Here is a 13,139-nt window from a genome sequence, read left to right on the forward strand (position 1 = left end):
GCAACGTGAAGCGCAGGAGGCTGCCACCATGGCGACTATCGACCAGCTCGACCCGAATACCCCCGTGATCGTCGGGGTCGGACAGGCCTCCGAACGACTCCAGGACGCCGACTATGCGGCTCTGGGCGAAGCCGATCTGGCCGCGCGTGCGGTCACCGTGGCGCTGACCGACTCCGGCGCGGACGCCGCCGCACTCGCGGCCGTCATCGACACCGTCGCCGCGGTGCGGTCCTTCGAGATCTCCACACCGATGTCGGCCGCGCCGCTGGGCCGGTCGAACAACATGCCCCGGTCGGTTGCCAAGCGCACCGGCATGAACCCGCGTCGCGCGATCCAGGCCCCCACCGGCGGCCAGACACCGCAGACACTGCTCACCGAACTCGGCGGTCGGATCGCCGACGGGACGAGCGACGCCGCGGTCATCTTCGGCGTCGAGGTGATCTCTACCGTGCGCAACCTCCAGTCGCGTCCCGCCGACGACCGTCCCGATTTCACCGAGACCGTCGACGGAGATCTCGAGGACCGCGGTTTCGGACTCAAGGGCATCGTGAGCGTCGGCGAGGTCCGGCACGGCCTGAGCGCGGTGCTGCCCCAGTACGCGCTGCTGGAAAATGCCCGACGCCACCGACTCGGTGCCGACCGCGCCACCTACGCCCGCTCGATGGGTGAGCTGTTCGCGCCGTTCACCCGGGTGGCCGCCGCCAATCCGTATGCCGCCGCCCCGACCGAGCGCACCGCCGACGAACTGATCGCGGTGTCGGAGTCCAATCGCGTGGTGGCCGACCCGTACACCCGGATGCTGGTCGCCCGCGATCAGGTGAACCAGTCCGCCGCGGTCGTCGTGATGAGTGTGCGCGCCGCGCAGGAGGCGGGCATCGACCCGCACCGCTGGGTCTTCCTGCACGGACACGCCTCGCTCGTCGAACAGCCGATGATGCAACGTCCGGATCTGTCCGTCGCCCCGGCCGCACCGGCAGCCCTCGAACATGCGCTCGCGGTGGCCGGCATCGGTCTCGACGACGTCACCCATCTCGACCTCTACAGCTGCTTCCCGATCGCGGTGTTCAACATCTGCGACGCCTTCGGCCTGCGTCCCGACGATCCGCGCGGACTGACCGCGACCGGCGGGCTGCCGTTCTTCGGCGGACCGGGCAACAACTATTCGACGCACGCCATCGCCGAGATCGTCACCCGAGTGCGCCGCACCCCCGGCGAGTACGGCGTGGTCGTCGCGAACGGTGGTGTGCTGTCCAAACATGCGGTCGGCGTCTATTCCACGACACCGACCCACTGGCGGGCCGACCACAGCGCCGAGATCCAGGAACGCCTCGACGCCCGCCCGTCGATCGCCCGCATCGACGACGCCGACGGCACCGCGGTGATCGAGACCTACACCCTCACCTCGACCAAGAGCGGCCGCCGCAACGGAACCGTCATCGGTCGGCTGCTCGATCCGGGTACCGGCGAACGCACCCGACGTTTCGTCGGGACCGTCGAGTCCGATGACACCGAGATGATCGATTTGCTGGCGTCCGGCGAGCCGATCGGCGCGGAGATCTTCGTGCGGTCGACACCCGGCGGCAACCGGGTGTCCGCCGACCGCGCGACCGCGGAGCGTCGGCATCCCCGCTTCCTCGGTTTCCGGGATTCCTACGAGCACATCGAGATCCGACGCGACGGCCACCTGCTCGAGGTGACGATCAACCGTCCCGAGGCCCGCAATGCACTGCATCCGGCGGCCAACGCCGAACTCGACGAGGTCTTCGACGCCTACTTCGCCGACCCGCAACTGTGGGTGGCGATCCTGACCGGCAAGGGCGACAAGGCATTCTCGGCGGGCAACGATCTCGCCGCGACCGCGGGGGGTGCCGCATTCTCGGTGCCCAAGAACGGATTCGCCGGTCTCACCGCCCGGCCGAGCAAACCGAAGCCGGTGATCGCCGCGGTCAACGGCTTCGCGCTCGGCGGCGGTTGCGAAATCGCCCTGGCCTGTCATCTCGTCGTCGCCGATGAGCAGGCCAGTTTCGGTCTGCCCGAAGTACGGGTCGGTCTCGCGGCGGCGGCCGGTGGCCTGGTCCGGCTGCCGCGTTCGGTACCGCAGGCGCTGGCCCGCGACATGATCCTGACCGGTCGCCGACTGTCGGCGACCGAGGCCGCCGCGGCCGGTCTGGTCAGCCGGATCGCGCCGCGCGGCACGGTTCTCGACCTCGCCCGCGCGGTCGCCGCCGAGATCCTGGCCGGTTCACCGGTCTCGGTGCGTGCGTCGCTGGAGACCATGGAACACACCGATGCGATCGCCGACGAACTCGACGCGATCCATGCCAGCACCGCCGTACTCGACACCCTGATCGGCGCGCGCGACACCCTCGAGGGGATCACCGCATTCGTGACGAAGCGACCGCCGGAGTGGACCGGACACTGAGTCCGACGGGGGCCGAACGGCCTTCGGCAGGCTTATCACAACTGCCTTCGGCAGGACTTATCACAACTGCCTTCGGCAGGGGTGCCGAACCGACATCGGTGACGTGATCGGGGATTTCACCGCCCGCCGGCGCCGTCGGTGGGCAACACTTGTGGGGCATCCGCCAACCGGCGGATCCAGGCAGGGAAGGTCGGCACCCATGGCCCGTCACAGTTCCGCGTCCACCGGCCCCGATGCGGCCGGTCCCGCCACCCCCGACACGGACGCCACCAACACAGACGCCACCAACACAGACGCCACCAACACAGACGCCACCAACACAGACGCCACCGGCACCGCCGCGACCGCCACCGCTACCGCCCACTCCTGGGCGATGCCGCGTGGCGCGATCGTGCTGCTCACTCTCGCCGGCCTCGTGGTCGCCGTGGCCGGCATCAAATCGGTGGCCTCGATGGTCGGCCCGCTCTTCCTCGCGCTGATGCTCACCGTCGCGGTGCAACCCATCCCGAATTGGTTGCGCCGCAAAGGCTGGCCGCGTTGGTCGGCCTTCATCGTCACCCTGTTGCTGGTCTACGGCATCCTCATCGGGATGTTCGGCGCACTGGCCTACTCGATCGCCCGGCTGGCCACCATCCTGCCGACCTACAGCGACAAATTCGACGATCTGGTCGACAGCTTCAAAGGTTTCCTCACCGATCACGGCGTCGACGAGGACAAGGTGCACGAGATGCTCTCCCATCTCGACGCATCCAAGCTGATCTCGCTGGTGACCGATCTGCTCTCCAGCACACTCAGCGTGGCCTCGGCCCTGATCCTGGTGGTGACGGTGTTGCTGTTCATGGCCGCCGACGCGATGGGTTTCGACGAACGCATGGCGGTCGTCCGCGATGCCCGCCCCGACATCGCGTCGGCCTTCAGCACCTTCGCCCGCGGCACGCGCAGTTATCTGTGGGTGTCGACGGTCTTCGGACTCATCGTCGCCGTCTTCGACACCGGCGCCCTGTGGCTGATCGGCGTGCCACTGCCGGTGCTGTGGGGCCTGCTGTCGTTCATCACCAACTACATCCCCAACATCGGCTTCGTACTCGGCGTGATCCCACCCGCGCTGCTGGGCCTACTCGACGGGGGCGCATCGGAGATGTTGCTGGTGATCGCGGTCTACAGCGTGATCAATGTGATCATCCAGTCGGTGATCCAGCCGAAGTTCGTCGGCGACGCCGTCGGGCTGTCCACGACGCTCACCTTCGTCTCCCTGATCTTCTGGACGTGGGTGATCGGCCCCCTCGGCGCGATCCTCGCGGTGCCGCTGACTCTCTTCGCCAAGGCACTGCTCATCGATATCGATCCGTCCACCCGCTGGGCCGACGTGCTGGTGTCCTCCTGGCGGCCGGGCCAGGGTCCACCGCCACCGGCACAGGATGCCTATCTGCCTGCCGACGAACCCGAGCAGCCGGCCGACGAACCCGCGGCGCAGGCGGGTGCGGCGACGCCTGCCGGTGACACTCCCGACGGCACTGCCGCCGACACTTGAGCCAGGTCACACCCTGGACTGTTGCGCGATCTGGGGCATTGGGTAGATTCACCCGGGTACGAATCTGAACACAACCGTTTACAGATAGGTCTTCGCCGCTCATGGACATGAACTGGTCCCCGGCCGACGCCGCGTTTCGCGACGAGGTCCGAGCCTTTCTCGACGACAAGCTGACTCCCGACCTGCGGGCCGCGGGAACGCTGCGCACCAGCGTGTACTCCGACCACGAGGCCGCGATGGCCTGGCAGGCCATCCTGCATGAACGCGGCTGGGCCGCACCCGGCTGGCCGGTCGAACACGGCGGCTGCGACTGGACGCTCTCCCAGCACTACATCTTCAGCCGCGAGTCGATCCTGGCTGGGGCACCGGCGTTGTCGCCCATGGGTATTCGCATGGTGAGCCACGCCATCATGGCCTTCGGCACCCCGGAACAGAAGGACTACTTCCTTCCCGGAATCCTCGACGGCAGCGTCTTCTTCTGCCAGGGATACTCCGAACCGGAAGCCGGCTCGGACCTGGCCTCGCTCGCCATGGCAGCCGTCGAGGACGGCGACGACCTGGTGGTCACCGGCTCCAAGATCTGGACGACCCACGCGTCCGAGGCCAACTGGATCTTCTGCCTGGTGCGCACCTCGCGTCAGGAGCGCAAGCAGCAGGGCATCACCTTCCTGCTCATCGACATGAACGACCCCGGCATCGAGGTCCAGCCGCTGGTCTTCGCCTCCGGCGAGCAGATCCAGGCCCAGGTGTTCTTCGACGGGGTTCGGGTGCCCAAGAAGAATGTGCTCGGCAAGATCGATGACGGCTGGACCGTCGCCAAGTACCTGCTCATCTTCGAACGTGGTGGCGGCGCGGCCGCACCGGCATTGCAGGTGATGGCCGAGGAGCTGGGTCGCCAGGCCGCAGATGTCATCGCCCCCGGAGGTGGCCCGCTGTCGGAGGATCCGGCCTTCGTCGCGAAGCTCGCCGACATCCGTGTGCGCGCCAAGATCCTCGAGGTCTTCGAGTACCGCGCGCTGGCCGCGCTCGGCGCGGGTAAGGACGCCGGTTCGGTGGCGTCGATGCTGAAGATCCTGGGTACCGAACTGTCCCAGCAGATCACCACGCTCGCGGTGGAGGCCGCCGGCCCGCACGGCCGAGTCTTCCAGCCGCACGCGACCCGTCCGGGTGGCCCGATCTTCCAATACACCCCGCCTACCGACGGTTATGTCTCCGGACAACCGTGGCAGGCCGTCGCACCGCTGCACTACTTCAACGACCGGGCCGGCTCTATCTACGCCGGCAGCAACGAGATTCAGCGCAACATCCTGGCCAAGGCCGCGCTGGGGCTGTAAGGAAGACGAGACCATGGACTTCACACTCACTCCGGAGCAGCAGCTCCTCTCCGACGGCCTCAACAAGTTCCTCGAGGCACGCTATGACCTGGAGGCCAGCCGTACCGCGGCGAAGATCGGGCCCGGCTGGCAGCCCGAGATCTGGACCGCGCTCGCCGAGGAACTCGGTGTCATCGGCGCCTGCCTGCCCGAAGCGGTCGGTGGCGATGACGGCGGCGCCGAGGAACTCATGGTGGTCACCGAGGCGCTCGGTCACGCCCTGGTCGTCGAACCCTTCGTGGACACCGTCGTACTCGGTGCCCGGCTGCTGCACGCCACCGGCGCCCAGCCCGCGCTGGATGCGGCCCGCCGCATCGCCGAGGGCGAGGCCCTGTCGGCGCTCGCCACCCTCGAAGACGGGTCCGGCGGTGTCCCGACACGGATCGCCACCCGCGCAGTCCCCGACGGCGACGACTGGGTCATCAACGGCGCCAAGATCGTGGTCACCTCGGCACCGATCGCCGACTACCTGATCGTCAGTGCCGTTACCGACGACGGTGTGTCGCTGTTCCTGCTGGAACTCGGCGACGCCACACCCGCCGGCCTGACCTCTCATCCGCTACGCACCATCGATGACCGCCCGGCCGCCGACCTGGTGTTCACCGATGTGCGGGTCCCGGCGTCGGCCCGAATCGTCGCCGACGGCGCCGCGGTTCTCGACAAGGCCTGGGACGAGGCCACTGCGGCTGTCGTCTCCGAAGCCGTGGGTCTGCTCCGCAAGGTGCACACCGACACCGTCGAATATGCCAAGCAGCGCCAGCAGTTCGGTGTGGCGATCGGCAGTTTCCAGGCTCTGCAGCACCGCATGGTCGACATGCTGATCGAGCTCGAGCAGTCGGTCGCGGCGCAGTATTTGGCGATCCTGTCGCTGGAGGCACCGGCCGCCGAGCGTGCTGCCGCGATCTCGGCCGCCAAGGCGACCGTCAGCCGTGCGGCCCGCTTCATCGGCCAGAACGCGGTCCAGTTGCACGGCGGCATGGGTATGACCGAGGAACTCGCGATCGGGCACTACTTCAAACGGCTCACCGCCATCGAGTACGAGTTCGGTACGGCCGACGCCCATCTGGCGCGTTTCGTCACGGCCACCGCCGAGTAGCTCACCCGCTCGCCACGACCGACAGCCATCGCCGCGGTCGGCACTTCGGTGCCGGTCGCGGCGATGTCCGTTGTCGGTCACCGGTCAGGCGTCCCGCCACACCGGGGTGCGTTTGTCCAGGAACGCCGACATCCCCTCCTGGGCGTCATAGGTCATCGCATTGGCCGCCATCGTCTCCACCATCTCGTCATACGCGTCCGCCTCGGCGAGTTCGATCTGGCGGTAGAAGGCCTGTTTGCCGATGGCGAGGGTGTGCGCGCTGGATGCTCCGATGCGCCCGGCCAGCTCGCGCACCGCAGCGGCCAACCGGTCGTCGTCGACGACCTCGTTGACCAGCCCCCAGTCGGCCGCCGTGTCGGCGTCGATCGAATCGCCGGTCAGCAGCATGTGCATCGCCCGCTTGCGGCCCACCGCGCGGGTCACCGCGACCATCGGGGTGGAGCAGAACAGTCCGATACGCACGCCCGGCGTGGCGAATCTGGCCGAGCGACCGGCGATGGCGAGATCGCAGGTGGCGACGAGCTGGCATCCGGCGGCGAAGGCCACCCCGGCGACCTCGGCGACGACCGGACAGCGGATCGTGTGGACGGCGGCCATCATCTCGGTGCAAGCCGCGAAGATCTCCCGCTCGTCGTCGAGGGTGCGGTCGGTGAGCTCGGTGAGGTCATGTCCGGCGGAGAACGCCGGACCGAGCGCCCGGATGATCACCACGCGAACCCGGGGATCAGCATCGAATGCGGTCAGTATCTCGGTGATCTGCCGCATCGTCGCCACCGACAGCGGGTTGCGACGCCGAGCCGCCCCCAGGGTGATGATCCCGATCCCGTCGGTGACCTCGGTGCGCACCGGGTTCTCCTCGATCTCGCCCACCGTCTACCTCCTCATGCGTCACGCCGACCGGCGCCCGAACTTTTATCGGCATCCACTCTGCCGTCGGGTCCGAGCCCTGTCCGGGCATTGCCGGGATGGACGCGGGAACGGGCAAAAAATCGCGGCCGGCGTACCGCCGATGTCGAGTACCGAAGACGCCGCCGAAAAACGCCTGTTCGGCCACCTGTCGGTGACCTGGTTCACATATTCGGTGTGACCTTCGCCATGCCGGCACGGCCTGCGCCGCGGCACGCCCGGGCGTGCGACACGCCGACGTGCGCAGGCACAACGCGGAATTCTCCCAGCGTTATCACAGCGTTACCAAAACGTCGCGGCGCGATTCCGTGATGTGACCCCACCGTTATCAATCCGTAGTGTCGCCCACGGTCCGAAAGTCGACCACCCATTCAAAGCCGGGTGGTGAAGGAGGAAAACAGACCGTGAGCAAGAACATCACCAAGATCATCGCCCGTACCGCCGTCGTCGGCGCCCTCGCCGCCGCGCCGTTCGGCCTGCTGGCCGCACCGGCCTCCGCCGCCGGCCACAACTGGGATGCCGTCGCACAGTGCGAGAGCGGTGGCAACTGGGCCATCAACACCGGCAACGGCTACTACGGCGGCCTGCAGTTCAGCCAGAGCACCTGGGAGGCCAACGGCGGCTCGGGTAGCGCCTCGAACGCCTCGCGCGAAGAGCAGATCCGCGTGGCCGAGAATGTCCTCGCCACCCAGGGTGCCGGCGCCTGGCCGGTCTGCGGCCAGTACCTGTAAGCCGCCAGCGCACTGACCACCGGTCGGGGCCGACACATCACCGATGTGTCGGCCCCGACTGCGTCTGTTCCCCAGACCACGCCCGGCCGACGCTGTGAGCTGCACCCGTGGAGGGGGCACCGGCCCGCACGGTGTGCTGGACTTGGTACCGGTGTTCGGACAAGTCGGGTGTCCGAACGGGTTGGGGAATGATGTTCGAGCTGGTGTCCGTGCTGGGACCCACGACGGTGCTGATCGCCGACGACGAGGTGCCGGTCACCTCCGGACGCCTTCGGGCCCTGGCCACCAGCCTGACCCTGGCCCATCCGCACGCGGTGGGCGTCGAGCACATCGTCGACGACGTCTGGCCCGACGATCCGCCGCGGCAGCCGGTGGGAGCCGTACACACCCTCATCTCCCGGCTGCGCACCCTCGTCGGCACTGAGGTCGTCGAATCCACGGTCGCCGGGTATCGCTGGCGTGTGCCGCACATCGCTTCCGATGTCGGACCCGATCCGGTATCCGATCTCGCCGCCGCGGAGGCCATCGCCCGTGACCCCGACGACCGGCGCGCCACCGCTGCGCTGGCCCTGTGGCGCGCCGAACCCGGTGCCGCACTGCCACCCGGACCATTGCGTGACCGGCTACAGGTCCGGGCCCGACGCTGCCACCAGGCGCTGCTGGAACATTCCTGGACCCACCGGCTGGCCACCGATCCGCGCCGAGTCGCCGAGGAGATCGCCGCCCATCGGGAACACGGCGCCGACCTCGACGAACGGCTGGCCGCGCTGGAGATGCACGGCTGGATCCGGGCCGGGGACGCCAACCGCGCGCTCGGTGTCTTCGCCGCGGTGCGTGGCGCCCTGGCCGAGGAACTCGGCGTCGACCCCGGATCGGAGCTGCTGGCCGCGCACACCGCGGCACTGCGCTCCGGACGTGACACCGACGGCGGCGTGGTCGCCGAACTCACCGCAACTCCCCCGCCCCCACGGAATGAATTCGTGCCCCGCCCCGCCCTCCTGGCCGAACTTCGCTCCGCACTCACCGAGTCGCCGGTGGTCTGCGTCGTCGGACCGGGCGGTATCGGGAAGACACGTCTGGTCGCACATCATCTCGCCGCGCATCACCGCGCCGATTCGGCCGGACGCACCGACCCGGACGTCTTCGTCGACCTGTCCGCCGCCCACACCGCCGCCGATGTCACCGCGGCGGTGGCCGCCGCGGTCGGCAGCGGTGCCGTCTTCGACATCGATTCCGCTACCGGGCCGCCCACGAGATCTCCGGCGACGATGCTCGCCCAGGTGCTGCCGTCGCGCGCGCTGATCGTCTTCGATGCGTGCGAGTTGGTCGCGGGTGTCGTCTCCGACCTCGTCCGCGAGGTCGGCGACCTTCGTCGCGACATCCGGGTGCTGGCGACCAGCCGGGTACCGCTGGACCCGGGCACCGGCCGCATCATCGAGGTGACAGCGCTCCCGGAAAGTTCTGCGGCACAACTGTTCACCGTCCGCGCACGGGATATCGCGCCGCAGAACCGATTGGATCCCGACGCCGTCGGCGCACTCTGCCGCCGGCTCGACGGCGCCCCGTTGGCCCTCGAACTGGCCGCGGCCCAGCTACGTCATCTGACGCTGGCCGACCTGATCGACCGACTCGACGCCGACATGACCGTGCTACGAGTCGGTGACGGCGGGCGTCACCATTCCCTCGCCGACGTCGTGAAGTCCAGCTGGGAACTGCTGCCGGTACCGGCCCGGGAGGCGCTCGCCGCACTCGCCCGCTTCTCCGGCGTGTTCTCCCTCGACGACGCGCTCACCTTCGACGAGGTCGACATCGACCACCTGGGAACACTGTGCGCCCACGGCCTGCTGCGAGTGGTGGACGAGCCGGACAGTCCCGGCGACAACAGCACCGGGCGTACGCATTATCGGCTGACCGAGACCATCCGCGACTTCGCCCGCGAACGCACCGCGGCACTGCCGTCCCTCGCCGAACATCTGGCCGCCCGGCACCGCCGATGGGCCGGTGAGCAGGTCCGGGATGCGCTGACGCAGTTGCGTACCGGACAGGTCGCGCAGGCCGCGGCCGCCTTCGATCGGACTGCCGAATCGATATTGTCGCTACTCGATCCGGACTCGCCGCCGGATCTGACGCTGCTGCCCGCGGTGTCGTGGCGCTGGCTGCGGACCGGCGGCCACGACGACACCGTGCGGCTGTGCCGCGCGGCGGTTCAGGCAGCGTCGGCGGGAAACGCCGACCCGGTCGGGTTGTGCTTCGCCATCGTCCACCTCGTCTCACTCGGCGCCTACCGAGATGCGGCTCGCGGACGAATCCTGCTGCGGCGCATCCCCATCGACGAGGACACTCCCGGCATCGACACACTCGGACGCACCCTGCTGGTAGCACCACCACGCACCGTCGGCCGCATCCTGGCCACCGCTGCGGACGCGACGGATCCGGTGGTGGCGGCCGCCGCCGACCTCGTCCGCGCCGAAGTTGCCGAACGCAGCGCGAATCCGGTCTTCGCGCGACGCTGCGCCCGGCGCGCCGGGGTCGCCGCCGACCGCGCCGCCCATCCGTGGCTGTCCGCCAACGCTCGCGGCCGCCTCGGCCGGATCAGCAGCCAGCTCGGCGAGTATCCAGTTGCCGCAATCCATTTCGAACGCAGTGCGGAAATCTTCGACTCCATCGGCCTCCGCGAGGACGCCGCCCGCATGCGCGTGCACCAGGCGGCCGCCACGGTCGGGGTGGATCGTGCTGCCGCCGCCGAACTGCTCGCCGAATGCCTCCATGACTCCGGTGCGGGCCACCGCCCGTATGTGGCCACCGCGCATATGGCTCGCGCCCAACTCCTCATCGACTCCGACGCCGACCGTGCGCTGAGCGCCGCCGACCGCGCACTGTCGATCGTCGGCGCCCCGTCCGACGGACACTCGGTGCATCTGCACGCGGTCGCCGTCGCCCTGCTCGCCCATGCCGGTCGTACCACCCACGCGCGCATCGCCGCCGACGATCTCGAAGCGGCGCTCGATCGTCGGCTGCACCGCGGCGACCACGCCGACCTCCCGTCCCTGGGCGCTGCTGCCGCCGCCATCGTCAAGGCGCGCGGGCTGGCCCCCGACAGTCCGCCGGCCACCGCCGCGCGCACCCTTCGTCACCGGCGCGACTTCGCCGTCCTGGCCCTGCCCGATCTGCCCACTCCCGGGTCCGGCAGCCGTCCCACCAGAGCCGCCGCAATCCATCGTCTGCTGCGCTGAAACCGGTTTGAAAGTGGCGTCGGCCAGGCTGAGCGGGAACACGCACAGCATCGGAGGACACCAGTGGTCACCTTGCCGGAAACGGCCGTCTACGCCGAATCGCTGCGGAAGTCATTCCGCGGCGTCCACGCGGTCGCCGACGTCAGCTTCGCCATCCCGACCGGCACCGTCTGCGGAATGCTCGGCGCCAACGGCGCGGGGAAGACGACGACGGTCCGCATGCTCGCCACCTTGATCCGACCGGACGGTGGCCGGGCCGAGATCTTCGGCCGCGACGTGGTCAGCCAAGCCACCGCCATCCGGTCACTGATCTCGCTGACCGGCCAGTATGCGTCACTGGACGAGGATCTGACCGCCATCGAGAACCTCGAACTGTTCGGCAGGCTGCGCGGCCTGAACGGCCGGGGCGCCCGTACCCGCGCCGGTGAGCTGGTCGACCGGTTCGGACTCGCCGCGGCCGCCGACCGCCCGATCACCGGCTTCTCCGGCGGGATGCGTCGGCGCATCGATCTGGCCGCCTCACTGATCACGCCGCCCGCGCTGTTGTTCCTCGACGAGCCGACCACCGGCCTGGACCCGACCACCCGCGCGCAGGTCTGGGCGTGTGTACGCGATCTCGTCGACGAGGGCACCACGGTCCTGCTGACCACCCAGTATCTCGACGAGGCCGATCAGCTCGCCGACTCGCTGGTCGTCGTGGATGCGGGGCGGGTGATCGCCGAGGGCACCGTCGACGTCCTCAAGGACCGCGTCGGGGCGCGATCGCTGGAGGTCAGCGTCGCCGATCCGACCCGCCTCGACGACGCCGTCGCGATCGTCCGCGCCCGCCTGGGCACCGAGGTCGTTCCCAGCCCCGAGGCGGCCCGGCTGTCGGCCACGCTGACCGACCCCGGCCTGTCCGCCCGGATCGTCACCGACCTGGAGGCGGCCGGCGTCGTCGTCGCCGAACTGGCGGTGCGCCGCCCGACCCTCGACGAAGTGTTCTTCGCCATGACCCGACAGGAGCCCGCATGAGTACCTCACTCGACGTCAGCACCGCACCGGCCGCGTCGATGCGGGACTGGCCGGTGTCACCGGCTACCCGCGTCGGTGTGGGCCAGGCGGTACGCGACACCCTCACCCTCGCCCGGCGCGGTCTGCTGCGGATGCGTCACACCCCGCAGCAGCTCTTCGACGTCATCGTCGTGCCGATCGTCTTCACGATCCTGTTCGCCAACATCTTCGGCGGTGCCATCGCCGGCGGCGTGCAGTCCTACCTGCCCGCCCTGGTGCCCGGGGTGCTCGTGTCGGTCGCCATCACCAGCTCGGTCGTGACCGGCGTGCAATTGCGCGAGGACATCGACAGCGGCGTCTTCGACCGACTGGTGTCACTGCCCATCGCCCGCATCGCGCCGCTGGCCGGCTCGCTGACCGCCGACATCCTGCGCTACGCGATCGCCACCACCATGTCGCTGGTCGTCGGACTCGTCCTCGGCTATCGGCCCGGGAGCATCGTCGGCACGCTGGGCGGCATCCTGCTCGTCGTCTTCGCCGCCTTCTCGATGAGCTGGATCTTCGCACTGATGGGTGTGATCATGTCCAAGGCCAGTGCGGTGCAGGGTATCTCGATGCTGATCCTGATGCCGCTCACCTTCACCTCGAACGCCTTCGTACCCACCTCGACGATGCCGGGCTGGTTGCAGACGCTCGCCGACATCAACCCGGTATCGCATCTGGTGTCGTCGTTCCGGTCGCTCGCCAACGACGGTGCGCTGACCGCGCACATCGGCTGGACGCTGCTCGGTGCCGGGGCGATCATCGCGGTGGCCGCCCCGCTGGCCTTGCGCGCCTACCTGAGCCGGGTGTGA

The 13,139-nt window shown here is 69.1% G+C and carries 9 protein-coding genes; 8 read left to right on the top strand and 1 reads right to left on the bottom strand.

All coding sequences use genetic code 11. The annotated features are described in order from the left end of the window. The first annotated feature begins 28 nt into the window (after positions 1 to 28). The 4 genes from QSJ18_RS02980 to QSJ18_RS02995 all read left to right on the top strand — a co-directional run bounded on the left by QSJ18_RS02980 (position 29) and on the right by QSJ18_RS02995 (position 6,422). Entirely contained in the window at positions 29 to 2,422 is a 2,394-nt protein-coding gene (locus QSJ18_RS02980; RefSeq protein WP_286324837.1) for an acetyl-CoA acetyltransferase, read from the top strand. A 373-nt stretch (positions 2,423 to 2,795) separates the two neighbouring features. Then, complete coding sequence (locus QSJ18_RS02985) at positions 2,796 to 3,953, top strand: AI-2E family transporter (protein WP_286324839.1); 1,158 nt, start codon at positions 2,796 to 2,798, stop codon at positions 3,951 to 3,953. A gap of 101 nt (positions 3,954 to 4,054) precedes the next feature. Beyond that, entirely contained in the window at positions 4,055 to 5,287 is a 1,233-nt protein-coding gene (locus QSJ18_RS02990; RefSeq protein WP_286324722.1) for an acyl-CoA dehydrogenase family protein, read from the top strand. A gap of 13 nt (positions 5,288 to 5,300) precedes the next feature. Further along, positions 5,301 to 6,422 carry an acyl-CoA dehydrogenase family protein gene (locus tag QSJ18_RS02995; RefSeq protein WP_286324724.1) on the top strand — a complete coding sequence of 374 codons (1,122 nt, stop codon included), beginning with the start codon at positions 5,301 to 5,303 and terminating at the stop codon, positions 6,420 to 6,422. Positions 6,423 to 6,506: 84 nt separating this feature from the next. Here the strand turns inward: QSJ18_RS02995 and QSJ18_RS03000 are convergent, their stop codons facing one another. After that, positions 6,507 to 7,292 (bottom strand): enoyl-CoA hydratase, encoded by a 786-nt coding sequence (locus QSJ18_RS03000; protein WP_286324725.1) that lies wholly within the window; start codon positions 7,290 to 7,292, stop codon positions 6,507 to 6,509. 440 nt (positions 7,293 to 7,732) lie between these two features. Between QSJ18_RS03000 and QSJ18_RS03005 the strand changes: the two genes are divergently transcribed. The 4 genes from QSJ18_RS03005 (at position 7,733) to QSJ18_RS03020 (ending at position 13,139) form a co-directional block, all read left to right on the top strand. After that, positions 7,733 to 8,059, top strand: a complete 327-nt coding sequence (locus tag QSJ18_RS03005) for a transglycosylase family protein (protein WP_286324726.1) — start codon at positions 7,733 to 7,735, stop codon at positions 8,057 to 8,059. Positions 8,060 to 8,247: 188 nt separating this feature from the next. Next, on the top strand, positions 8,248 to 11,292 hold the full coding sequence (locus QSJ18_RS03010; RefSeq protein WP_286324727.1) for an AfsR/SARP family transcriptional regulator: 3,045 nt from the start codon (positions 8,248 to 8,250) through the stop codon (positions 11,290 to 11,292). Between the two features lie 63 nt (positions 11,293 to 11,355). Continuing rightward, the gene (locus tag QSJ18_RS03015) at positions 11,356 to 12,306 is read left to right on the top strand and encodes an ATP-binding cassette domain-containing protein (RefSeq protein ID WP_286324728.1); all 951 of its coding nucleotides are present in this window, start codon (positions 11,356 to 11,358) and stop codon (positions 12,304 to 12,306) included. A 38-nt stretch (positions 12,307 to 12,344) separates the two neighbouring features. After that, entirely contained in the window at positions 12,345 to 13,139 is a 795-nt protein-coding gene (locus QSJ18_RS03020) for an ABC transporter permease (protein WP_462475975.1), read from the top strand.

It is taken from the genome of Gordonia heveisoli (genome assembly GCF_030315745.1).
In the GTDB taxonomy this organism is placed as follows: Bacteria; Actinomycetota; Actinomycetes; order Mycobacteriales; family Mycobacteriaceae; genus Gordonia.